Raw genomic sequence first — 23,542 nt, 5'->3', positions numbered from 1 at the left:
GGAACGTGATTAATTAAAACGCTTTACATGCTTATCAAGCAACCGAACCGACTGGCCATCACGTAAAAACGAGACACCGGCAATCGCAATAATTTCTCCTGACGATAAGCCAGCAGAAACCAAGACTTCATTGTTTAAAATACTTTCTGTTTGCACCATACGTTTTTGTAAAATTTGTTGTTCAACGTTATAAACAAATACATACGACTTTTGTCCTTCATCTGCTGCCAGTGCTGCAATAGGGAGACGAAAAGCTTTACCTTGATAACCCGTTCGTCCAATACCTTGAAAGGTAAAGTCAACTTCGGCTGTCATGCCTGCTCGCAAATTTTTTGTTTCAGAATTAATAAGAATAGTCACCGGAAATGCATTAGCTGTAGCGGCGCGAGAACTAATTTCTGCGATTGTGCCTTTACTGTTTAAGCCGGGAAACGCGGGATAATGAATATCAATTTCGCTTCCTTTAGATAAATCTCTGATCATCGTTTCGGGGACCATGACTTGCACCTCTAAACCATCGTCACCTTCAATTTGAAAAATGGCTTGGCCCGGAGAAATTTGCATAGAAGGTTCGCTAAGACGTTTCGTTATTTTACCATTGTAAGGGGCCGTTAATATTGAATCACTTAAATCTTTATTGGCGATATCAAGTTGAGTTTTAGCAATGTTTACGGCACTGCTTGCTGACTCAAAAGCTGCTTTGGCATTATCAAAGCCAGACTTTGACACTAAACCTTTGGCTGATAACTCGGCGTAACGTTTATATTCATTTTCAGTTTCAGATAGTGCGGCATAGCTTTTTTGTAGGTTTGCTTGTGCTGATTGACGACTCAAATTAAAGTTTCGTTGGTCTAAACGCGCTAGGGCATCGCCTCGCTTAACTTCATCACCGAGTTTTACTTTTATCCATTGTATTTTTCCACCAACCTCAAAACTTAAATTAGCTTCTTCAACCGGGTAAATAGTGCCAGACAAACGACGCACTTGGTCAAATGAGGTTTGCTGAACTTCTTGCCATGCAATAGGACGAATAACTTCTTCAAAAGGCTGCTCTTCTTTACCACACCCTGAGAGTACCGTGATAATAGAAAAAGCTAATAAAAATAAACGCATACAAAACTCCATGAAAAAAACTGCAATAATAAGGCTATTATAGCGGCTTTACAGTTAACGACCGGTTAATTATCAATACTGTTAAATAATTGCTCTGCTAACGCTTTTAATGTCTCTGGATCTGGATTTGATTGAGCAAAAGTGCGTAAACCATAAATACCCATGATTAAAAATTGCGCTAAGTGTTCACTCTTTTTATTTGATGATAATTCTTTCGCTGCTTGTGCTTGCAAAAACTTATCAGCTAGCGCTTGTTGCCATTGTAAAACATTGTCGGCAATAACGGCTTGTACTTCTTGATCTTCTTCTGTTGACTCGTAAAGGGTTTTAATAAATAAGCAGCCTTTCGCGGGATCACCGCTGACACACTCATTGACCATATGGTCTAAATATTTTTTTAATTGTGCAAGAATGGTTTCGTCACTTATAAAAAACTGTGAAAATTCGGCATTACGGTCAGCTTTATACTGGGCGATAGCGGCTAACAGTAAACCGCGTTTATTCTCAAATGCACAATAAATTGAACCTGGATGTAAACCTGTCACTTTTTTTAAATCAGGCATACTTGTTTTGCTATAGCCTTTTTCCAGAAATAAGCTCATCGCTGCTCTTAGTACTTTTTCTCGGTCGAACTCAGCATTTCTCATGATCACCACTTTCCATTTATCTACTAGATAACGACATGATACTTAATTTTGAACAATCATTCAAAAATAATACTTGAATGATTGTTCAAATAACGTTATCTTGAACGCATATTCAAGAAAGAAATCAATTAATAGAGATAATTAATGACTGATAATTTATTCCAACCTTATGCACTAAATGACACCATCACTTTAAATAACCGTATATTAATGGCGCCATTAACCCGCTGTATGGCCGATGATAACTTAGTGCCTACGGTAGCAATGGCCGAATATTATGGCCGCAGAGCAGAAGCCGGTTTAATCATTTCTGAAGCAACGATAATCCGTCCTGATGGTCAAGGTAATCCAAATACACCGGGCTTATTTACCCAAGAACAAGTCAATGCTTGGAAATTTGTCACCAAGACAGTTCACGATAAGGGCGGTAAAATATTTGCTCAACTTTGGCACACCGGCCGAGTTGCTCATCCTCACTTCTTTGAGCACAATAATAATGGCTCTAGTGACGTTTTAGCGCCATCGGCGGTAGGTGTTGAAGGCACAGTACCGAGAATGCGCGATTTAAACTATCAAGTGCCAAGAGCTGTTACTCATCAAGAGATTGAGCAGTTAATAGCAGACTTTGCTCAAGCGGCAAAAAATGCTATCGAAGCAGGTTTTGACGGTGTCGAGATTCATGGTGCTAACGGCTATTTAATTGACCAGTTCCTTCATTACGACAGCAACCGTCGCACCGATGAATACGGCGAAACACCAGAAAACATGACACGTTTTCCGTTAGCGGTTGTTGATGCGGTTATTGCCAGCATTGGTAAAGATAGAACGGCATTAAGAATAAGCCCAGGTGCCTATTTCTTCATGTCTGGGGATGCAAGAGACCGCCAAGTATTTGATCACTTACTGACCGAACTTGAACAGCGTGATCTGGCATTTTTACACTTAGGTATTTTTGATGATTCTATGGTCTTTGATTATTTAGATGGCCAAGCATCAAGTTATATCCGCGCCAACTACACTAAAACATTAGTGGGTGTAGGCAGTTATACTCCAGATACTGGCAGTAATGCCATTGCCGATAATAAGTTTGACTTAGTCGCAATCGGACGACCTTTTATTGCTAATGCTGATTACGTCGCTAAAGTGCGAGCGGGTGAAGATTTGGTTGAATATAATGCCGAAATGTTAACAAGCTTAATTTAAATAATAGCGAAGCGAAGCATAACTTGCTTCGCTTTTTTTAGTCGCTTACCCTAAATTTAAATCGCTAAAAAATGTCCGTAATAAAGCCGTGATCCAACCAGTGACTCTAGCTCCGCACTGCTAGGAAAAGTAGCCCACTTTTTAGCATTTTCTTCAACCGCTGCTTCATCTAACCAAACTAATTGCCAACAAATTTCTTCATCATTATCGGTCTTACTTAATATACGATGTGATATTAAGACGGCTCTTTCCTTGTTCATTTCTTCAAACAATAACTGACTTAATTCAATCACTCTTTGTTGATTTTCTTTACTAACAGAAAATACGGCAACCTCATAACAATATGACATGTAAACTCTCACTAGGTGATCAATCAATGACTTCACTTGGTATATCCATCAATGATGATTATAATCTCGAATAATTTTTCAAATATACAACGAGCTAAGATTAATTACTATGGATCTATTTTTACTTAAAAAAATTATTAGCGCGCTGATCATGCCGTTAAGTATCGTCATACTATTATTGGTATTAGCTATTATTTTTTATCAATATAAAAAGAGATTCAGTTATAGCTGCTTAATCTTGGCGACCTTATTATTAACGCTAGGTTCATTAGGTCCGGTTGCTAATCTAGTTATGGCGCCGCTAGAAAGCCAATACTCCGCGTTCACACGTTCAAGTAAACCTGTTGATTATATTATTATTTTAGGCTGCAAGCACACCACAGATGCTCAATTACCAGCGACTAGCGAATTAGGTATTTGTTCGTTGCAACGACTTGTTGAAGCGATGCGTATTCTGCGTATTCACCCTGAAGCGCACTTAATTACCTCAGGTTATGCCGGTAATGACGAAACAAGTAATGCCGAGAAGGTTAAGCAAGCCGCAATGCTGTTAGGTGTTGCTGAGAGAAAAATAATTGTTGAGGGATTTGCACAAGATACCGAAGAAGAAGCACAATTAATGGCGCCAAGGGTCAGTGGAAAAAACGTTGTCTTAGTAACTAATTCTGACCACATGCCGCGTGCAATAAAGTACTTCCAACGAGAAGGTATTAACCCCATCGCCGCCCCCGCAGGTAAATGGACCAAAGGAATGAATGACGAAAAATATTGGCAAGATTATATCCCTACGCCAAAAAAATTAGAACAAACAACTCATGCCTGGTATGAGAGCATAGGCCGCGTGGTTCAGTGGTTAAAGAGCTAGTAGCGGCTTATATTGCCCATGACGGTTTCAGTATTTGGGCTTTATCTTCTTCGCCCGTCATGCTGAACTCGTTTCAGTATCTGGTCTTTGTATTCTCCGCCGTCATGCTGAACTCGTTTCAGTATCAAGTCTTTGTATTCTCCGCCGTCATACTGATACTGAAATAAATTCAGCATGACGGTTTCTGTATCTGCTCTTTGTGCCATGAAATACGAGATGCTGAAATAAATTCAGGATGACGGAAGGGGCTCATATGACGAATGGGGCCCATTCAGTATCTGGTCTTTGTATTCTCCGCCGTCATAATAATACTGAAATAAATTCAGCATGACGGTTTCTGTATCTGCTCTTTGTGCCATGAAATACGAGATCCTGAAATAAATTCAGGATGACGGATGGGGGCTCATATGACGCTTGAGGTGCATTCAGTATCTGGGCTTTATGTTCTTCGCCCGTCATGCTGAACTCGTTTCAGTATCTGGTCTTTGTATTCTCCGCCGCCATACTGATACTGAAATAAATTCAGGATGACGGAAGGGGGGTCATATGACGGATGGAGAGTCATATGACGTTCGGGGGTTCATATGTCGAATGGGGTGCATTCTGGATGACGTAGGGTTTAATCATTACGGCTGGGTATATTCTCTAAGCAGGGTTATCAATATCAATAAAAACTGTCGGTATTGATAATTCTTTTTCAAGATGTTTTGCCAACGCTTTAGCGCCATAACGCTCGGTTGCATGATGGCCAGCAGCAAAAAAATGAATATCCATTTCTGTTGCAACATGGGTCGTTTGCTCTGAAATTTCGCCACTAATAAATGCGTCAATGCCCTGCTCTGCAGCAAGCTCGATATAATTTTGTCCGCCACCACTGCACCAAGCAACTGTTTTTATTTTTTTATTAGACGGTGGTGTAATATGCAAGCAATTTCTCGATAGTTGCTGGGAGATACGTGTACTCAGTTCATCACCTGAAATATGATGTGAGAACTCACCACGTACAGCGACACTTAAAGGATTGCCAACTTCTAGAGGTTGGACATTATTTATTTCAAATAATTGAGCAAGCTGAGCGTTATTTCCTAATACCGGATGAATATCAAGCGGCAAATGGTAGGCAAATAAACTTATATTGTGATCAAGCAGCGCCTTAATTCGTTGATATTTCATGCCACGAATAACATAAGATTCATTTTTCCAAAAAAAACCATGGTGTACCACTAAAGCATCTGCTTTTTCATCAATAGCTCTGGCAATTAACGCTTGTGTTGCGGTTACGCCCGTGACAATTTTATGGATTTGATCACTGCCCTGAACTTGTAAACCATTAGGACAAAAGTCTTTAATTTGTTCAGGCTTTAGCAAGGCATTTAGGTGCTGCTCTAAATCGTTACGATGGATCATTACTGTATTCTCTTTGTTAGGAACTTAAAAGTTAGTTAATTTTATGTGATGAATTCATACTAGGCACTTCTACCTGTTTAAACTTCGGCCTTATCGCCCATTTAGGCTTAATAGGCGTTAACGGGTGAACACGTTTTTTGGCCACTAAGACATAGATAGACCCTAAATTAGGTAAGAAGTCACTCGCGATTTTTTGCCAAAGTTGAACAATTTTACCTTGGCTTAACCGTCCCGATAAAGAAGAATAAATAACTTTTTCATCAACTAATATTTCATAGCCCATTAAGTGTAGCCAATCTTTCACTCGCATTGCCGAAAAAAAACGTTCGTTCCACGGAGTGTTATGTTTACGATAAGGAATAAATTTATTAAGTCCCGCTAAACTAAAAGGGTTAAAACCAGTAATAACTAAGTAACCATTAGGGATCAATACTCGGTTTGCTTCTCGCACTACATGGTGAGGGTCAAGTGAAAATTCTAAGGCGTGACTAAGTAAACAAACATCAATGCTATGTTCTAAAAAGGGTAAATCATCTACATCAGCAATAATATCGCCGGTTTGTTTTCGCTCGACTAAATTTATTTGATGTTTAATTGTACAGCTTGAGCTGTCAATATGACCACTGAGTGCACCAATTTTTAATAGATGATAACCAAAAAATTTTGGCCACCACGGCGCTAACACTTGTTCAATTTCTTTAACAATGACCTCGCCGTTTGGTAAAGCTTGCCAAGATTTTGGGTAATGGGGTTGTCGATAGCCCAAAGCAGGTTTCATCAGTTAGATACGCCTTTTTAGTTCGTTTACGGGTATACTACTTACTCTACCTTCATTGAGGACGATTTAACGTGCAAAGTCAAACACTAAAGCCAATTTTGATTACGGCAATCCCCGCTTTTACCGACAATTATTTTTGGGCAATAACCTCTCATGAAGTAAACGTTACCGATAATAAAACGCTAAAACCCGTTGCTCTGGTCGATCCCGGAGATGCTAAACCTTGCATTACTTATTTAGAGGAAAATAATTTACAGCTATGCGCTATTTTAATCACCCATCATCATGCTGATCATACCGGTGGTGTTGCTGAGTTAAAGAGCTACTGTAAAAATAAGAACTGGCCACTTACTGTTTACGCGCCTGAAAATGAAAAGATAACCAATGTTGATGTTCGGGTAGTCGCTAAGCAAATAATCGAAATTCCTGCGCTTGAAACTTCTTTTGAAGTCATTGATCTCGCTGGGCACACCTTAGATCATATAGGTTATTACACTGGTGATGCTGTTTTTTGTGGTGATACTTTATTCTCAGGCGGCTGTGGGCGGATATTTGAAGGGTCACCAAAACAGATGTTGAGCGCTTTAACCCGTTTAACCGACTTACCCGATCGAACACATGTTTACTGCGCGCACGAATACACTTTAGCCAATTTAAAGTTTGCTTTAGCGGTTGAGCCAAATAACGCTGAACTCGTTCACTATTACAATCAAGTAGTAGAACGACGAGCAAAAAATATTCCCACCATCCCTAGTTCTATTTTACTTGAGAAAAAAATCAATCCGTTTTTACGTTGCCAACAACAAGAAATCATCGAAAGCGCTGTTGATTATAGTGGTAAAAACTCAATAAATACCTTAGCAACTTTCACCGTTATTAGGCAGTGGAAGAATGAATTCTAAGCCGAGAACACTTTGACTAATGTATTAGCCACGCTTGAATAAGCAGGCTAAATAAGTGAAACTAACCTTAAGTAAAATAATATAGTGCCTACATGAAATTTATCTTAAAAACATCAAACAAATCACCTGCTAAAAAATATACTCTTGCAAAAGCTCTACCGCTATCATTTTCTGTTGCTTTCTCGGTCATGCTAATGGGTTGTCAAGCGACGTCAGTGCAAAATAGTGATGGCGCTCAAGCAACAGATATTGACCAACGGATGATCGCTAGCACTGCTGAAATTAATCAGGCGATATTAGCCGATGAAAACATTGACATTATTCATCCGGTTGCGGATGTAGAATTTACCTTAACTGACCCAGAAATTGTTGATGATATTTATGTATCCGATGATATCTGGCAACGTATTCGCACTAAATTTACCTTTGAAATTCCAGAAGATAAACGCCTTACGCAGCAACGCAATTGGTTTGTAAAACATCCTGAATATCTTGACCGCGTAGCAAAACGTGCTGAGCCCTTTATTTTTTATATTGTGCAAGAACTTGAAAAAAATGATATGCCGCTAGAAATAGCGCTTTTACCTATAGTTGAAAGTGCTTTTGATCCCTTTGCATACTCTCATGGACGTGCTTCAGGTATGTGGCAATTTGTTCCAGGAACCGGCAAGCGATTCAATATGAAGCAGAACTGGTGGTATGACGGACGCCGTGATGTCATTGCATCAACACAAGGTGCGATTCAATATTTAAAATATTTAAACAAATTTTTTGATGGTGACTGGTTATTAGCACTCGCTGCGTATAATTCTGGTGAAGGTCGCGTAAAACGGGCAATGAAAAAAAATGCTCGTAAGAATTTACCAACAGATTTTTGGTCTTTAGATTTACCCAGAGAAACTAGAGCTTACGTACCAAAATTACTTGCGTTGGCCGATGTAATAAAACGTCCTGAAGATTTCAATATTAAACTTTACGAAATTGAAAACAAGAGTCAGATCACCAATATTGATATAGGATCGCAGTTAGATTTAGCAAAAGCGGCTAAGTTAGCTGATTTATCTTTAGCTGAATTACAGCGCTTAAACCCTGGATTTAATCGTTGGGCAACTGACCCTGATGGCCCTCACAGTTTATTGATACCAAACCATAAAGTCGCTAATTTTGTGAAGAAGCTTGCTGAACTTCCCCAAGAAGATCGTTTAGCATGGCAACGTTATAAAATTAAAGAAGGTGATAACTTAGGTGAAATTGCCCATAAATTTAATACTGATATCAAGTTAATTAAACAGGTTAATAATATTAGAGGCACACAAATTCGTGCGGGCAAACATTTATTAATTCCTGTAGCGACGCAGTCGCTCGACAGTTATGTCTTTTCTCAAAAGCAACGGACGGCGACAACTAAAAACCGTCAACGAAGTGGAGAAAAAACAACACACCTTGTCGTAGCAGGCGATACTTTATGGGATATAGGACAAACCTATAAGGTCAGTAGCCGAAGTATTGCAAAATGGAACGGTATGGCGCCACGCGATGTTTTAAAACTTGGCCAGAAACTGGTTATTTGGCAGAAAAGCGCTGTGGTTGAAGACAATTTAGCCAGCACAACGTCTTACCAGCCGCCAGAGCAGGCAATCATGCGAAATATCACCTACAAGGTAAGACGTGGTGATTCTTTCGCACGTATTGCCAATAAATTTAGGGTCTCAATTAGTGATATTGAACGCTGGAACAGTTTAAATCGCAAAAAATATTTACAACCTGGTCAAATGATAAAATTGTCGGTTGATGTGACTAACAATATTTAATCAATAACATTTGATGGTTAATAAAACGCTATTGACTGCAGTCTTTAGCGTTTTTTTACATTAAAAATGGCTCTTTATAACCATATATAAGTTATTCAGCAAAATAGCACTTGATAATATTTTTATAGCTGTCACAGTGGCCCTATCGTATAAACGATTAATTTTATACGTACCTCACAATTTGTTAATAATTTAAAGGAGTAGCGCTTCAATGTGTTCGATCTTTGGTATATTAGATATAAAAACAGGTGCAGACGCACTTCGTCCGAAAGCCCTAGAATATTCTCGTTTATTACGTCACCGTGGTCCTGATTGGTCCGGTATTTACAGCAGCGAACATGCTATTTTAGTGCATGAACGTTTATCAATTGTTGATACTGAGCATGGTGCTCAACCATTATATAACGAAGACAAAACAAACATTCTCGCTGTAAATGGTGAAATTTATAACCATAAAGCCCTAGCAGCAAACTTAACGGTAGATTACCAATTTCAAACTGGCTCAGATTGTGAAATTATTCTGCCACTATATAAAGAATTTGGCGTCGAATTTATTGATAAACTTCAAGGCATGTTTGCTTTTTGTTTATACAACGAAACTGATAACTCTTACCTTATAGCACGCGATCATATCGGTATTATCCCACTTTACACTGGCTATGATGAAGACGGTAACTTTTATGTTGCCTCTGAAATGAAAGCATTGATGCCTATTTGTAAAACAGTGAGTGAGTTTCCTCCTGGCCATATTCTTGACAGTCGTGTTGGCAAGTTACAAAAGTATTATAAACGTAACTGGCAACAATATTCTGCGATTAAAGATAATACCACCAGTAAAACAAAAATTCGTGAAGCGCTAGAAGAGTCGGTTAAAAGTCATTTAATGACTGATGTACCTTATGGTGTTTTATTATCGGGTGGTTTAGATTCATCGCTAATATCGGCTATAACGCAAAAATTTGCCGCTCGCCGTATTGAAGATAATGACTTAGCTGAAGCTTGGTGGCCAAAGGTTCACTCCTTTGCTTGTGGTCTTGAAGGCTCACCAGATTTAATTGCCGCGAAAACAGTAGCAGACAGCATAGGCACTATTCATCACAGTGTGGTGTTTACTGAGCAAGAAGGTATAGATGCCTTACAAGAAGTTATCTATCACTTAGAGACTTATGACGTCACCACTATTCGAGCTTCTACCCCTATGTACTTAATGGCGCGTAAAATTAAAGCCATGGGTATAAAAATGGTACTTTCAGGTGAAGGCGCTGATGAAATTTTTGGTGGTTACTTATATTTCCATAAGGCGCCTAACGCACAAGAGTTTCATGAAGAACTTAACCGTAAGTTAGACAGATTACATAAGTTTGATTGCTTACGTGCCAATAAATCTATGTCAGCTTGGGGTATTGAAGCCCGAGTGCCATTTTTAGATAAAAACTTTATGGATGTTGCCATGCGCATCAACCCAGAAGATAAAATGTGTGGCAATGGAAAAATGGAAAAAGCGATTTTACGTGAGTCGTTTGAAGGTTATTTGCCTAAAGAGATCTTGTGGCGTCAAAAAGAGCAGTTTTCTGATGGCGTTGGTTATTCTTGGATTGACGGCTTAAAAGCGCATGTTGAGTCTCAAGTGACCGATCAGCAACTTGCAACGGCTAACTTTAAATTTCCAGTGAATACACCAGACAGTAAAGAAGCCTACTTTTATCGTACTGTTTTTGAGGATAAGTTTCCACTTTCCTCAGCAGCCGACTGTGTTATTGGTGGTAAATCTGTTGCCTGTAGTACTGAAGAAGCATTAGCATGGGATGAAAGTTTTCGAAATAATGCTGACCCTTCAGGTCGAGCGGTAATGAGTGTTCATAACGATAGTTACTAGCATTTATCCTTAAAATATTATAAAACCGATAAGTCTGACTTATTGGTTTTTTTTTCAATTTTTTATCTCATTAAAATAATGATATTAATTTGAATACATAGAATTATAATTGTGTAGAATAACCAATAAGATAAAAATGATATAAATAGTACTAACAGGAAAATATTTTGACCAAGCAAATCGACCATAACATGCCGAGTATCACGCCTGATAAAGATCAGGTCGAGGCATTCAAAAATACTCGAACTTATTCTCCCGCTTCAGCTAATTCGGTTGATAATACATCACCTCAGCCTAAAATAGTAAAGCCACAAAAAACACCTAGTTCACCACCAATAAAAATAGCTAAAGCGGCTATTATTTTTATCTATTTATTTATTGCGGGTGCTGGCTATTGGCTTTATCAAGAAAATATTAAAACAAATGCCATTATAGCTTCAGCAGAGCAACGTATTGCCGACTTAGAGCACCAACTTTCCGCTACAGGCGAAGAAATGGGTGAATCTGCAGTAGAGATGAAAGTACGCATAGAAACACTCGGCAAGACCAGTGATAAACTGTGGGAAGAAATGGACAAGCTCTGGGCTTCTGCTTGGCGAAGAAACCAATCTGAAATTAAGACTTTACAAAAAGACAATAAATTATTGACTGACTTATCGGTAACTCAAGGTAAAACACTTGTGGCAACAAACGCCACAGTAAACGAGGTCAATAATAAGCAAGTAGCTACTGAGTTCTCAATAGACGCGCTAAAAGAAAAGTTGACTGAAAATATTAAAAATTTATCGCTGGAGTTATCCGCTATAGAGTCAAACTCTCAACGTCGTGATAAACAGCAAATAGCCCTGGCGAGCCGTGTTACTCAACTCAGTGAGCAGAATAAAAAATTATTATTAAAAGTTGAAAGTTTAGAAGCACTAAGCAACATACCTGCGAGAACAGCACCTCCTTTCGTTGAAGGTTCTTAGCACCGTAAAAATAAGCAAGAGTAGGTTAATGACTATTTAATAACCTACTCTTACCTACCCCTTGTCGACTAAAATCTAAACTGACTCTCTAGCTCGCTTACACCTAAGCCACTGCATTTTTTAACTTTTATTTGCACAGGAATACGTTCTTTAAGCGTATCTACATGACTTATGACACCAATCATTTTGCCACTAGCATTTAAACTGTCTAACGCATCAAGTGCCACTTCGAGTGTATCGTTATCAAGTGTGCCAAAACCTTCATCAAGAAAAAGAGAGTCGATACTGGTTTTGGCGCTGACCAAATCAGACAAAGCTAACGCCAACGCCAAACTCACTAAAAAACTCTCACCGCCAGAAAGTGTTTTGGTGTCCCGTACGCTATCTGCTTGCCATGTATCAAGGACTTCAAGGGTTAATGCCTCCGATTGTTGGCACTTAAGTTGATAACGAGCATGTAAGCGCTCGAGCTGTTGATTCGCTAAATAAACGAGATGAGCGAGCGTTAATCCTTGAGCAAACTTTCTAAATTTCGCGCCATCTGCCGAACCAATTAAGCCATTTAAATGGGCTAAATCATCGACATCTTTTTGTAAAGCCGTTATTTTTTCAAGTAAACCTTGTTGTTGTTGGCGTTGAATGTCGTCTTGTTTTAATGTTTGCCCTAATTGTCCTAGTTGTATCTGCGCTTGTTTCAATTGCTCTTTACATGCTGCCAATTTTTCCGTGATCGCCAAGGTGCTAAAATCAGTAACACCTGCTTGTTGAATCGCAGCTTGCTCAAAAGTCAATTGTTGAAGTTGTTGCTGATATTGTTCAAGTAGTGTTTGTGAACGCTGTTTTTCAAGGGTAATACTGTCTGACACTTGCTGAAACACATCTTGTTTATCAGGGGGTAATAACGCATTGATAAAATCAACTTCTTGCGAAAAATCACTTTTAGATAAGGCGTTTTGCCACGCTGAAGTCAATAATTCAACTTCTTCATTAAGCTGTGTTAATTGCTGTTCAGCGCTTTTTAAAAGACCTTGTTGGTGTTGGTGCGTTTGCATGCATTGCTGAAAAGTTTGTTGTAATTTATCAAGCTCATCAGCTACCGCATTACGCTTAGTGGTGATATCCGCTCTGACTTGGCTAATGGTTTTTTCTTCAAAAAGAGTAAAGCGTTGCTGTTGAGCTTGTTTAAGTTCACTAATCACTTGCCCGTGAGTTTGACTAACTTGCGCGTGGTCGTCATTGAGGCCATTGTGGTGTATTTGTGCAACAGCCAACTGTTGCTTTAACCCTGTAATGACCTGCAAGAACTGTTCTTGTTGTTGCAACGTCAGTTGATAGTGTTTTACTTGTTCGCTTATTTCAGTAAACCAAGTAGAAAAAATTTCATTACTGGTTAGCGTTTCAGTGTTTTCGTTAAACAACGCTGCAAATGATACGCTACTTTGCTCGGTATTTACCTGCTTGGCGATGGCGGTAATATCGGCTTTAAAAGCAGTAAGCCCTTCGGCCTTAATTTTTTGCTTTTGTGTGAGAAGAACCGTTAATTGTTGCAAACTTATTTGGACATTTTCTTGATTATTTATCAGCAGTAAAGCTTGGTTTTCAAGCGTTGATTTATCTTTTTCAGCAGCGACTAATTGCTGCTGGCACTGCTGTAAATGTTGTTCAGCCTTTTGAAGCCTAACGTTTGTGTTAACAAAATTTTCTAGCTTATTTTCTCGCTCGCCAATAAAAGACTCAATAAAGGCCAAATCTGCTATTGGACAATCTAGATCGAGTGGCTGTGCTTTTGAGTGCCATTGACTGAATAAAACTTGTTGCTCTGTTAATTTTTCTTCTTGTTGTTTATCGGCAACGCCAAGTTCCGCCTTAAGCTGAGCTTGTATTTCTGCTTGAGCCTTGCCTTGCTGCTCTAATTGTTTTAATTGTTGCGTTAACTGATCAAACCTTTGCTGGTACTCAGACGATTCCCCCTCGGCTAATGATGAATATTCGTCAATAGCCGGATGCTCATTTGAACCACATAATGGACACGCTTGCTCGGGCTGAAGATTTTTACGATGTTCATTTAACGATAAAATAGTTTTTTGTTGATCGACAATAAGCATGACATCATCACGCCTTATCTGCACTTGTCGATATTGGTTTCTTAATTCAAGTACTTGTTCAGAAACGCGTTGATATTGCTGTTTTTTTTCTGCGTTATCGGCACTAGCATTAGCGACTTCGTTTGATAAAAAGTTAAAGCGACGAGCGCTTTCAAGGGCAGTTATTTGCTCAGCAATTTGCCCCTGTCGTTGTTGTATCTTGTTTTGTAAAGCTGATCGGTCATTCATCGACACTTGCGCTAGGACGTCGGTTATTTCTTGTTGATATTGTTCAAATCGCTCAATAAGACCATCTTGCACACTTTGCTGTTTATTGATCAAATTTTGCTGGGTTTCTTGTTGAACATTTAATTGTTGACGTTGTAAATGTAAGCTTTTTTGGTCACTCAGGATTTGCTGCACTTCATCTTCAGTGAGCGATAAATATTGATACTGACTTTGCCATAATGGCAGCTTCTCGGGCAAAAGTTTCAATATCTGATTATTGCTAATAAAGCCTTCATTTTTAATAAACTGTACTTGATGTTGTTCTTGCTCGTTAGCTAACTTGTCACAATTATTTTTTGATAATTGTTGAGCACTAGCTAACTCAACTAATTTATTGGCTGATTCTTCTTTTTGTTTAACCCAATGAAAGATTTTGTTATCCAGGGGGATCACTTCTTCAATGATCAGATTTTCAATGCGTTGATCGGCTAAATATTGAATGCCCTGCTCTTTCGTTAAGGCTTCATAGGCTTGCTGAGCGATAGTTGTTTGCTGTTCGATATTTTTACAACTAATTAAAAGTTCATTGTTACTGACCACTAATGATTTTTGTAATTGTATTTTTTGCTGATATTGCTCGAAAACAGGTCGCAATTTCTCAGCCGGCTTAGCTAAAGCCAATAAGCGTAAGTCATCTTCGGCGTCGCGCTCTTTTTGTGCTACACACTCAAGTTGGTTGTTAACCACATTAATACTGTTATGGTTTTCAAGCGACTTTTGTTGCCAAAGATGTGCTTTTTGCCACAAATCATGTTCAGTGGCCACTCGTTGTTCATCATCACCAAGCGTTGCAAGTTGTTGAGTCAACGAGGTTAATTCTTCTGCCGATAATATAACGGTACCTTGACTCTGTGCTTGTAATATTTTTAAGTCGTTACTGGCATTTTTATGGTTCAGATAGACTTGCTGTGAAACCTGCCCATAAATTTCAGTACCGGTTAACTCTTCTAAAAGTTCAGCTCGTTCGTTGCTGGGGGCATTTAAAAAAGCGGCAAACTGTCCCTGTGAAAGCATCATAGATTTGGTAAAACGAGAAAAATCTAAACCGGTTAAACTGGCTATTTCATTGCGCACTTGCGAGACTTTTGTTGCTATTATTTGATCATTCTGTGCTGTCGACATTGAAATCTCGGCAAGTTCCGCAATCGGTTTCTGTAAATTCCCTTCAACACTATTTTTAGCGCGTCGTTGACTCCAAAAAGCTCGATAAGCTTTACCTTTTACTTCAAATTCAACTTCAGCTAAACAACTCGCCGTATGGCGGGTCATTAATTGGTTTTGCTTATCTGAAATATTTAGACGGGGTGTTTGATGGTAAAGCGCCAAGCAAATAGCATCTAATATGGTGGTTTTTCCAGCGCCTGTTGGTCCTGTAATGGCGAACAAGCCACTATTGTCAAAAGGTGCTTGGCTAAAATCAATTTTCCACGCACCTTTAAGTGAGTTGATATTTTCAAATCGTAAACTTAATATTCTCACTTAATTTCACCTGCAACTTGAGATTTTTCACTGTGTTTTTCGCCTGTGGTATTTTGCTGTTGCACTTGCTCTAGCGTTTGCGCAAACATTTTTTCAAGTCGATCTTTTTGGCTTATCTCTGTATCTGTTTGCCAATTTTCTTGCTGTAATCGCGTTGAGAACACCTCGGCTAAAGATAATTCATTTAAGGTAATTTTCTTTTGGCTTTCTGGCATCGACTGCCTAGATGTTTTACTGCGTCGCACCAACAAGACCTCTACCGGTAGTTCTTTGACAAGCGCTTCAATGCGAGGGGTTAAATCTTGTAAATATTCAGCACTGTTAATCTCAATATCAAGCCAAATTTTTTGTTCTTTCTCTAATGAGGTCTTCGAACTATTGAGCTCGCTAACCAGCTTATTGATATCATCACTGAGCTGTTCTAATTTACTTTTTACCATCAATAAAGGTTGAAAACAGGGAATATCTTGTTCAATAACCTGACTCAGTTTTGCTTGTTCAAATTCTGCGATTAAGACTTTTTTAGTTTGACTTGCTTCATCAAAGCTTAAGGCTATTGGCGATCCGCAATAACGAATATGCTCAGATTTAGCAACCCGTTGACTGCGATGGATATGGCCAAGCGCTATGTAATCGGCTTGCGGAAAAGCATTGGCAGGGAAAGCTTCCAAGGTGCCAATATAAATATCGCGCACCGACTCACTACTGGTCACACCAACGGTGGTTAGATGCCCAGTGGCAATAACCGGTAATTTTTTTTCATCATTTACTGAAGAAATAACTTCTGCTTGGGTAAATAGTGTTTGATAGTGTTCACTAATCGCTTGCTGCAATGACTGTTGTTTATCTTTAACAGATTGCCCCGCACTGCTGCTAATAATATCGCGCGGGCGGATAAAAGGAATAGCACACAATATCGCCCCTGGTTGACCTTGTTTATTGTTAAGCGTAATGACTTGCTGATTTATCTTATCGCTAACACTGGTGATCACCTGACATGATAGATGTGACAATAACTGCTTCGACTCACCAAGCATGGCAACAGAGTCATGGTTACCGGCCAGAATGATTAATTGGCAGTTTTTTTCATGCATATTAACAATAAAATCAAAATACATTTCTCGGGCATAGCTAGGTGGCGTCCCGGTATCAAAAATATCACCCGCAACAATCACTGCATCAATGTCATGTTCACTAACTTGTGTGAGTAACCAATTTAAAAAATTTTGATGCTCTGCAGCACGACTTTTACCGTAAAAATTTTGGCCTAGATGCCAGTCAGAAGTATGGAGAATACGAAATTTCATAAAGTTATCTTAAGGTTTTAAACCTAGGTGTGAGTTATTTTTCATGGGTTTTTATGGTTTTTTTCTTACCGACAAAGCGAGTATAAAGTTGCTGGTGAGCTAGCTTTGAAAAAGTATCGGTGCGTGTATCATAAGCCTTTATCCAATCGATTAGCATGGCTAAATTATCATCCTGAGCTTGCTTTGATGGATATTTATGCGCTTCCCACGGACGATTTTCAGCATGGGTAATGCATGTATTAATCGTTATATCTAAGTAGATAATTTCGTTAGCAAACGCTTTCTTGTTAACGTTGTCATGGTCTACTGCATTATTATTAATCAGTAGCTCTAGTAAGTCACTGTAGCATCCTTCTATTACCCAATTTTCATGTTGTTGAGTAAATGTGTCAATTGCAATGGCTGAATCTGACAGGCATTTTCTTTGCGGTGGAGATGTTGCCAGCCAGGCGAGCGTATCAAGATCTAAATGTGCTAAGCCTTGTTTTGCCGCTATTTTTTTAGCTAAAGTCGACTTACCTGCTGCAGCATTGCCAAAAATAAGGATTTTTTGCAAGTAGCTCACCTTTTGTCATATTATTATCAAAGGTAGTGTACCTGAACCGATGATAAAAAATTAGCGTTTTAATGCAAAAAAAACAAGTTGATAGCGTTTATCCTTACTAACAACTAGCCATGATTTAAATGCGAATAAAGCTTAAGATTATAGGCTTAGGCAATAACAAAGGTTATCTGCTTAACTTGATTCGTAGCAAACAAGTGCCTGAATAAAAAGAGCGGTACTCTCGTATCGCCCTTTATCGACTTGCTTAAATATGACTACTTAAATGACTAAAAGCGATACGAAGCATTTAAGAAAAAGCTACGTCCATATAAATCATATCCCGATGAAGTCACCATGTTGCCACGGTTCGAGCCAGCAGTTAAATCCACTAACTCTGGCGCTTTATCAAAGACATTTTTCATACCTGCTGTCACTAAAAAGTCATCACCGGTATAAGTGACTGATGTATTAACATAAACCGCACTATCGGCAGAACAAACAGGTACCGTTTGCGGCTTACCAACTAAGTCTTCATTTTTAATAAAGACATCACATTTAGCCGTATCTCTGACATCATCAGCTGATTGAGTACCCGACATATAATTTGCCATGATCATCCAGTTCCATTCATCCATTGAAAAATTCAAGGTTGACACTAAACGATGCTCTGGCGTACCAAAATCTTCTAACAAGTCCTCAGATGATTCGCCTTTGAATATAGTGACTTCTCGTTCAGTTTGTAAGGTATATTGGTTGTCCCATGTCATTCTTACATTATCAAAGTTAGTCACGAACCGTGTATTAACATCAACACCTTTCGAGGTCTCTTCACCAATATTAATAAACGAGGTATCAATTAAATTTGGAAAATTAATCACGGGTGCATTACCACTGTTTCTTGAAATACGAGGGCAAAATGAGCTTTCCATATTAGGAGAATCAAAACAACGCTTTAAAATAGTCGCCGCACTAATTGTTCGAATAGTATCTTCAACCACTAAGCTGAAGTAAGTAACCCCAAAGTTAAACTCGTAATCCCCTTCAAACACCGGTGTCCACTTAAATGTTGCCGTAATATTTTCTGATGTTTCAGGTTTTAGGTCTTTAGCATTACCGCTTGAAGAGGTTGGGATACTGGGTACGCCACTCAAACCAATTTGAGTAAAGTCAGCACCTTGAGCACTACAGTTATCTAAAATTGTTTGTGAGCGATTTTCTTTAGAGGGATCATATTGGCTATTTGTCGTTAAAGATTCAGAGACCATACAAGGATCAGCACTACCACTTACACCTCCAAATTGGTTAGCAAGAAATTGCTCTCGTAAATTTGGTGCTCGAAAAGAGGTACCATACGAGGTGCTAAATAGTAAAGTTTCAGAAGGCTTGTAGGTAACACGTGCACGATTGGTTAATTCACTGCCAAAGTTAGACTCATCGGTATAACGAAGTGCCGCTTCAACTTCAAATAAATTTGCCCAGTTTTGATCGACCGCAATCGGTAATGATATCTCCGCAAAAACATCACTCACATCACGAGAGCCAACGGTTGCTCCTTCTGTTAAAGGATTCTCTGCCGCGACTAACCCTGTTGAACCTAGCATATCACCCGCAGAATCTATGCGATCTTTTCTGTACTCAAGTCCCATGGCAACGGTTGCAGCCGCACCTTTTTCAAAGTCAAAGACGTCACCGGTAACAAAACCTGAGAGCATTGATTGCTGAACAGTTGTTGTATTAATACGCGTACCGATTAAAAAGTCTTTTTCTGCTTGTGTAGCGAATGTACCGCCACCGTAGCTGCCGCCATTAAAGATAGATTCTGCAAAAAAGTCGACAGGAACACATTCATTGGCAGTAATAAAACCAATACCAGCTGGGGCATTAATTCCACAAATAGGGTTACCGGCATTGTCTAGACGCAATGTCCCTAAACTTAATGCTAGGTTAGTTTCATTCATTACGGGTTGAGTTTGATCACCAACACCGCGGTCGTATGAAACAAACACCTCATAACTCCAGCCCTTATTAGATAGCCAGTCACTGGTAAAGTCACCACGTAAACCAGTAACAAAGCGGAAGTGATTTAATTCAACCTCTCGTTTTTGTGGTAAGTCTTCTAAAGTCATGATGTGAGAAACATCATAATCTGGAAATGGGTTTAGTGGGTTATCAACTAAATTTAATGAGCCATCGGGGTTAGTGACTAAATTACCATTAGCATCTTCATGGGGGATATTAGCAGCTATTGTTGGATAAATTTGTTCAGTAGAAGCTAAGCTGGTTAGGTTACGATGGAAATAATAACCTTCGTAAAATATTTCTTCATCACCACCAAAAAAATCAGGTGAGTAGCTACCATTTACCGCCAGAGTAAAACGAGTTACTGGTTGAATTAAATCGGCTTCCATACGGTCAACAGCATCAGAATGTGCCGGTGAGTATATACGGCGGTTAAATTGATCTGAACTGGTAATATCAATGTTAGGATCATTTGGAATGGGTAAACCAAAAGCCGAACTAAAACCCGGAATACCAACATCAGATGAGCCAGGGGTGGTAAAAAAACCAATACCTGATGGATGCGGATAGGTCATCACTGGCGCGTTTGGATCATCAGCATTGTAACCGGTAATATCTAAGATAGAATTATCCCAAAAGCGGCTTGAGCACACCGAGGTTCTTTTGCCGTTGTCGTCTTCAAATATTTTACGAATACAATCGGTACGGTCTTTTACGGCGATGCGATCGCGCTCATAATAAGATGCAGAGAGGGTGAATTTTGATTTTTTACCTTCAAAACCAGTAATAAATGAGAAATCTTTTGTAGCGCCCCCACCGTGTTGCGTATCAGAAATATTTGCTGAAACTTCAAAACCATCAAAACTTTCTTTGAGAATAATATTAATAACACCCGCAACAGCATCGGCGCCGTAGATAGATGAAGCTCCTTCGGTGATCACTTCAATACGCTGCACCATATTAACCGGGATCAAACTTAAATCAGGTTGTGATGGAGCACCTCGCACACCTGATGAGCCCAATCGTCGACCATTAATAAGAATAAGAGTTCGCTCTGGGCCTAAACCACGTAAACCAACATTAGATGAACCGACACCACCACTTGGCGGTGCCTCTGATGCATTAGAGCCACCAGAGTTAGAGTTATATGAACCATCAAATTGTTGACCATTTGCCATTGATGTATTTTGTAATAAATCAGCGACTGTTCTAACGCCAGCTTTCATTGCATCTTCAGCCGTGATGACATGGATAGGTGAAGCATTTGAAAATTCTGCTTTTTTTAAGCGTGAACCCGTAACGGAAATTCGTTCAACTTCTTTTTCTGCGCCAACTTCTTCAGCAAAAACAGGCATTGATAACATTGAAGTAGATACACCAGCAAGCAGTGCGTATTTGATAGCTTTCGCTATTGGGGATGCTTTTGTCATAATATTATCCTTTAGTTAATTATATTTATTTTTATAATTATTCAGCTAATTCCTTAACACTGATCACTCAAGTACAACTTCGTAATATCCTTAACTAAACGTAACTTAAGTTAAACTGAACAAACTAACATTAGCCTAAACGTATAGAATTCATACCAAAAATAGTAAACAAATTTAAAAGGTTTACTTTTTCTGTAAACTTTTAGCAACACATTGATAAATAAAGTCACTCTAAAAATGAGTTGTAATTTAATTGATAGCTTCACCACTGATTTATATTAAAAATTCACGGGTAAAGTTTTAATAAATCATTAAAGAAATTCTTATATCTAACTGATCTCTATCTAGTTACTTTAAGATGTTAACTTTTTATTTTTTCTCCTGTTCATATTTTATTGAAAACAAACTTGACTGATTATTCCCCAAGCGTTATGTATAGTTAAAACAATAAAAGAAAATAATATAATGAAAATTATTCCTTTGCTGCTTATGCCAGCTTTTTTAATCAATTGTGCTTACGCGACCTCTATTTTTAATAGCGACATTGAGAACTTAATTGCCACATTAAAGGCGCCCACCCCAGTTATTTCAGACTTGAAGCAACTAACGGATGAAATAGGCGCTCGCTTAACAGGTACTCAGGCAAATAAAAAATCGGTTAACTGGGCGCTGAAAAAATTTCATGAAGCGGGTGTTACCGCTAAAAAAGAAAGTTTTACTATGCCAAGAGCTTGGTCTGAGAAAACGATTAGCGCTAAAGTATTTAATAGCCAAATAAATTTTTCACCTCGTATTGTTGCTATGCCTTTTACTAAAAAAACCCATTATCGAGGCCTGAGCGCTAAAATCGTCAATCTGAATAAAGGTAGCGTGGCAGATTTTGAAAAAATGAATATTGACCATTACTTAGCAGATAAATGGTTACTTATTGAGACCGATATTTTGGATGATGAACGCGGCATTTCAGGCCTTTTTCAAGAGTATAACAATGCGGTCATCATCGAAGAACAAGCGTTAGCGGTCAAAGCCACAGGTATTATTTATATGTCTTCTCGGCCAAAAAATCTCTTGTACCGCCACTTACCTAGCTCAGGGGTTGATAATAAATTAGCCATTGTTGTTATGGAAAGGGAAAGTGCCCTACGCACTCAACGCTTACTGAACTCAGGTGAATCACTAAAATTAACAGCGAAAATAAATATATTAGGTGAAAAGCCTTATCAAGCTAATAATGTTGTTGCTGAAATAAAAGGTGACACCTATCCCGATGAGATTGTCTTAATTGGTGCTCATATTGATTCTTTTGATTTGGGTACTGGCGCTCTTGATAATGGCGCTAATGTTAGTCTAGTGATAGATCTTGCACGCCAAATCACTAAGCTTGCTATAACACCTAAGCGTACTATTCGCTTTGTACTCTTTAACGGCGAAGAACAAGGTATGTACGGTTCTTGGGGGTACACTCAAACACATAGAGACGAGTTAGATAATCATGTTTTAGCCGCAACCATAGACATTGGCACTGGTGCTATTACTGGTTTTTTTATTAATGGTCGTGAAGAAATTAGAGCAACCATCGACAGTGTTTTGCATCCCGACGCAGAATTGGGTTCATTTAGCCAAATAATCGATCCGGTTGTTGGCACTGACAATTATGACTTTATGATGCAAGGTATCGCAAACCTTGTGGCTAACCAAGCAGACGCTAACTATGCATCTAATTATCATGCTCAATCAGACACCTTTGAAAAAGTAGACCAACAACAATTAAAATTGAACGCCGCTATTATGGGGGCAACTATTTTAGGTATTGCTAACCTTGACCAGATCCCTTGGCAACGTCAAACCTCAGAGCAAGTGGTAAAAATGGTTGAAAAATATAACCTTGAACAAGCGATGAAAACCTTTGGTTTACAACAAAGCTGGCAAGAAAACAAACGTGGTATTCAACACTAAAAGCTCGTCAACTTGTTTTAAATACTTTTCGCCGCTCGATAGCAATATCTAGCGGTTTTTTGTTGATAGAGGAAAAAACTCATTCTACGACAGTAGAAAGCGGCTATATCGATGATATTGTCTCTTATTAAGGAAGGGGATAAATACTCATCTATTTAGTTATTAACTTGATGAGCGGCCAAGTACTTTACTACAAGCTAAAACTTCTTTATCTACTCTAGCGTGCTTTAAGCGCCTTTTTTAAAATAAAGGTCGTTTTTTTATTAATATTATCTATACTCCATCAAAATGTTATTAATGGAGTAATAATATGAAGAGAATGCCAACTGCTCTGGTAAAAACTTGGTTATTTCTGCTTAAAAGTAAAGACCCCAAACTCGCAAGACAAAAATTCATTGCTTATCAAAAAATCAAAAAATCATTCGGCAGTGCTGACCTAGCACAGTTATATCTTGAACAAGATAGGGATAATGACATAGAAGTCGTTATTATTTAAACAAAAAAAATGAGTAGGT

17 protein-coding genes are annotated in these 23,542 nt (G+C 38.7%); 8 read left to right on the top strand and 9 right to left on the bottom strand.

Annotation, left to right across the window (positions count from 1 at the left end; all coding sequences use genetic code 11):
* Positions 1 to 9 precede the first annotated feature (9 nt).
* Positions 10 to 1,113 (bottom strand): efflux RND transporter periplasmic adaptor subunit, encoded by a 1,104-nt coding sequence (locus tag H4J62_RS05600; protein WP_157471051.1) that lies wholly within the window; start codon positions 1,111 to 1,113, stop codon positions 10 to 12.
* A 65-nt stretch (positions 1,114 to 1,178) separates the two neighbouring features.
* Positions 1,179 to 1,760 (bottom strand): TetR/AcrR family transcriptional regulator, encoded by a 582-nt coding sequence (locus H4J62_RS05595; RefSeq protein ID WP_182214336.1) that lies wholly within the window; start codon positions 1,758 to 1,760, stop codon positions 1,179 to 1,181.
* 144 nt (positions 1,761 to 1,904) lie between these two features.
* On the opposite strand from H4J62_RS05595, the gene H4J62_RS05590 reads away from it, so the two are divergent.
* Positions 1,905 to 2,963 carry an alkene reductase gene (locus H4J62_RS05590; RefSeq protein WP_182214334.1) on the top strand — a complete coding sequence of 353 codons (1,059 nt, stop codon included), beginning with the start codon at positions 1,905 to 1,907 and terminating at the stop codon, positions 2,961 to 2,963.
* A 56-nt stretch (positions 2,964 to 3,019) separates the two neighbouring features.
* Here H4J62_RS05590 and H4J62_RS05585 read toward each other — a convergent pair whose 3' ends face one another.
* On the bottom strand, positions 3,020 to 3,313 hold the full coding sequence (locus H4J62_RS05585) for a hypothetical protein (protein ID WP_182214333.1): 294 nt from the start codon (positions 3,311 to 3,313) through the stop codon (positions 3,020 to 3,022).
* A 109-nt stretch (positions 3,314 to 3,422) separates the two neighbouring features.
* Here H4J62_RS05585 and H4J62_RS05580 point away from each other — a divergent pair, with 109 nt between their 5' ends.
* The gene (locus tag H4J62_RS05580; RefSeq protein WP_182214331.1) at positions 3,423 to 4,178 is read left to right on the top strand and encodes an ElyC/SanA/YdcF family protein; all 756 of its coding nucleotides are present in this window, start codon (positions 3,423 to 3,425) and stop codon (positions 4,176 to 4,178) included.
* Between the two features lie 645 nt (positions 4,179 to 4,823).
* Here H4J62_RS05580 and H4J62_RS05575 read toward each other — a convergent pair.
* Positions 4,824 to 5,585 carry a Nif3-like dinuclear metal center hexameric protein gene (locus tag H4J62_RS05575; protein WP_220465294.1) on the bottom strand — a complete coding sequence of 254 codons (762 nt, stop codon included), beginning with the start codon at positions 5,583 to 5,585 and terminating at the stop codon, positions 4,824 to 4,826.
* A 31-nt stretch (positions 5,586 to 5,616) separates the two neighbouring features.
* Entirely contained in the window at positions 5,617 to 6,363 is a 747-nt protein-coding gene (locus tag H4J62_RS05570) for a class I SAM-dependent methyltransferase (RefSeq protein ID WP_182214329.1), read from the bottom strand.
* A 71-nt stretch (positions 6,364 to 6,434) separates the two neighbouring features.
* On the opposite strand from H4J62_RS05570, the gene gloB reads away from it, so the two are divergent.
* From gloB to H4J62_RS05550, 4 genes are all read left to right on the top strand, one after another.
* On the top strand, positions 6,435 to 7,265 hold the full coding sequence (gloB, locus tag H4J62_RS05565) for a hydroxyacylglutathione hydrolase (protein ID WP_310733526.1): 831 nt from the start codon (positions 6,435 to 6,437) through the stop codon (positions 7,263 to 7,265).
* Between the two features lie 92 nt (positions 7,266 to 7,357).
* A complete protein-coding gene (locus H4J62_RS05560; RefSeq protein ID WP_182214328.1) occupies positions 7,358 to 9,076 on the top strand; it encodes a LysM peptidoglycan-binding domain-containing protein in 1,719 nt (572 codons plus the stop codon).
* A gap of 211 nt (positions 9,077 to 9,287) precedes the next feature.
* The gene (gene asnB / locus H4J62_RS05555; RefSeq protein ID WP_182214326.1) at positions 9,288 to 10,952 is read left to right on the top strand and encodes an asparagine synthase B; all 1,665 of its coding nucleotides are present in this window, start codon (positions 9,288 to 9,290) and stop codon (positions 10,950 to 10,952) included.
* A 167-nt stretch (positions 10,953 to 11,119) separates the two neighbouring features.
* The gene (locus H4J62_RS05550; protein ID WP_182214324.1) at positions 11,120 to 11,920 is read left to right on the top strand and encodes a hypothetical protein; all 801 of its coding nucleotides are present in this window, start codon (positions 11,120 to 11,122) and stop codon (positions 11,918 to 11,920) included.
* 68 nt (positions 11,921 to 11,988) lie between these two features.
* Here H4J62_RS05550 and H4J62_RS20635 read toward each other — a convergent pair whose 3' ends face one another.
* The 4 genes from H4J62_RS20635 to H4J62_RS05530 form a co-directional block, all read right to left on the bottom strand.
* Positions 11,989 to 15,771, bottom strand: coding sequence for an AAA family ATPase (locus tag H4J62_RS20635; protein ID WP_182214323.1), 3,783 nt, complete (start codon positions 15,769 to 15,771; stop codon positions 11,989 to 11,991).
* A complete protein-coding gene (gene sbcD, locus H4J62_RS05540) occupies positions 15,768 to 17,078 on the bottom strand; it encodes an exonuclease subunit SbcD (protein ID WP_182214321.1) in 1,311 nt (436 codons plus the stop codon). The genes H4J62_RS20635 and sbcD overlap by 4 nt, the downstream gene beginning before the upstream one ends.
* Positions 17,079 to 17,112: 34 nt before the next feature.
* Positions 17,113 to 17,634, bottom strand: a complete 522-nt coding sequence (locus tag H4J62_RS05535; RefSeq protein ID WP_182214319.1) for a shikimate kinase — start codon at positions 17,632 to 17,634, stop codon at positions 17,113 to 17,115.
* A 275-nt stretch (positions 17,635 to 17,909) separates the two neighbouring features.
* Positions 17,910 to 21,071 carry a TonB-dependent receptor domain-containing protein gene (locus tag H4J62_RS05530; protein WP_182214317.1) on the bottom strand — a complete coding sequence of 1,054 codons (3,162 nt, stop codon included), beginning with the start codon at positions 21,069 to 21,071 and terminating at the stop codon, positions 17,910 to 17,912.
* A 465-nt stretch (positions 21,072 to 21,536) separates the two neighbouring features.
* Between H4J62_RS05530 and H4J62_RS05525 the strand changes: the two genes are divergently transcribed.
* The gene (locus H4J62_RS05525; protein WP_182214315.1) at positions 21,537 to 23,027 is read left to right on the top strand and encodes a M28 family peptidase; all 1,491 of its coding nucleotides are present in this window, start codon (positions 21,537 to 21,539) and stop codon (positions 23,025 to 23,027) included.
* Between the two features lie 310 nt (positions 23,028 to 23,337).
* The gene (locus H4J62_RS05520) at positions 23,338 to 23,523 is read left to right on the top strand and encodes a hypothetical protein (protein ID WP_182214313.1); all 186 of its coding nucleotides are present in this window, start codon (positions 23,338 to 23,340) and stop codon (positions 23,521 to 23,523) included.
* The last annotated feature ends 19 nt before the right edge of the window (positions 23,524 to 23,542 follow it).

Source organism: Colwellia sp. BRX8-5 (genome assembly GCF_014077325.1).
Classification (GTDB): Bacteria; Pseudomonadota; Gammaproteobacteria; order Enterobacterales; family Alteromonadaceae; genus Colwellia_A.
The sequence above is the reverse complement of the archived record's forward strand: the minus strand, read 5'-3'. Positions and strand labels throughout refer to the sequence as shown.

Excerpts from the sequence above, each read along its gene's own strand:
- H4J62_RS05600 (WP_157471051.1), bottom strand. The coding sequence starts at position 1,113 with ATGCGTTTATTTTTATTAGCTTTTTCTATTATCACGGTACTCTCAGGG.
- H4J62_RS05595 (WP_182214336.1), bottom strand. The coding sequence starts at position 1,760 with ATGAGAAATGCTGAGTTCGACCGAGAAAAAGTACTAAGAGCAGCGATG.
- H4J62_RS05590 (WP_182214334.1), top strand. The coding sequence starts at position 1,905 with ATGACTGATAATTTATTCCAACCTTATGCACTAAATGACACCATCACT.
- H4J62_RS05585 (WP_182214333.1), bottom strand. The coding sequence starts at position 3,313 with ATGTCATATTGTTATGAGGTTGCCGTATTTTCTGTTAGTAAAGAAAAT.
- H4J62_RS05580 (WP_182214331.1), top strand. The coding sequence starts at position 3,423 with ATGGATCTATTTTTACTTAAAAAAATTATTAGCGCGCTGATCATGCCG.
- H4J62_RS05575 (WP_220465294.1), bottom strand. The coding sequence starts at position 5,585 with ATGATCCATCGTAACGATTTAGAGCAGCACCTAAATGCCTTGCTAAAG.
- H4J62_RS05570 (WP_182214329.1), bottom strand. The coding sequence starts at position 6,363 with ATGAAACCTGCTTTGGGCTATCGACAACCCCATTACCCAAAATCTTGG.
- H4J62_RS05560 (WP_182214328.1), top strand. The coding sequence starts at position 7,358 with ATGAAATTTATCTTAAAAACATCAAACAAATCACCTGCTAAAAAATAT.
- asnB (WP_182214326.1), top strand. The coding sequence starts at position 9,288 with ATGTGTTCGATCTTTGGTATATTAGATATAAAAACAGGTGCAGACGCA.
- sbcD (WP_182214321.1), bottom strand. The coding sequence starts at position 17,078 with ATGAAATTTCGTATTCTCCATACTTCTGACTGGCATCTAGGCCAAAAT.
- H4J62_RS05530 (WP_182214317.1), bottom strand. The coding sequence starts at position 21,071 with ATGACAAAAGCATCCCCAATAGCGAAAGCTATCAAATACGCACTGCTT.
- H4J62_RS05525 (WP_182214315.1), top strand. The coding sequence starts at position 21,537 with ATGAAAATTATTCCTTTGCTGCTTATGCCAGCTTTTTTAATCAATTGT.
- H4J62_RS05520 (WP_182214313.1), top strand. The coding sequence starts at position 23,338 with ATGAAGAGAATGCCAACTGCTCTGGTAAAAACTTGGTTATTTCTGCTT.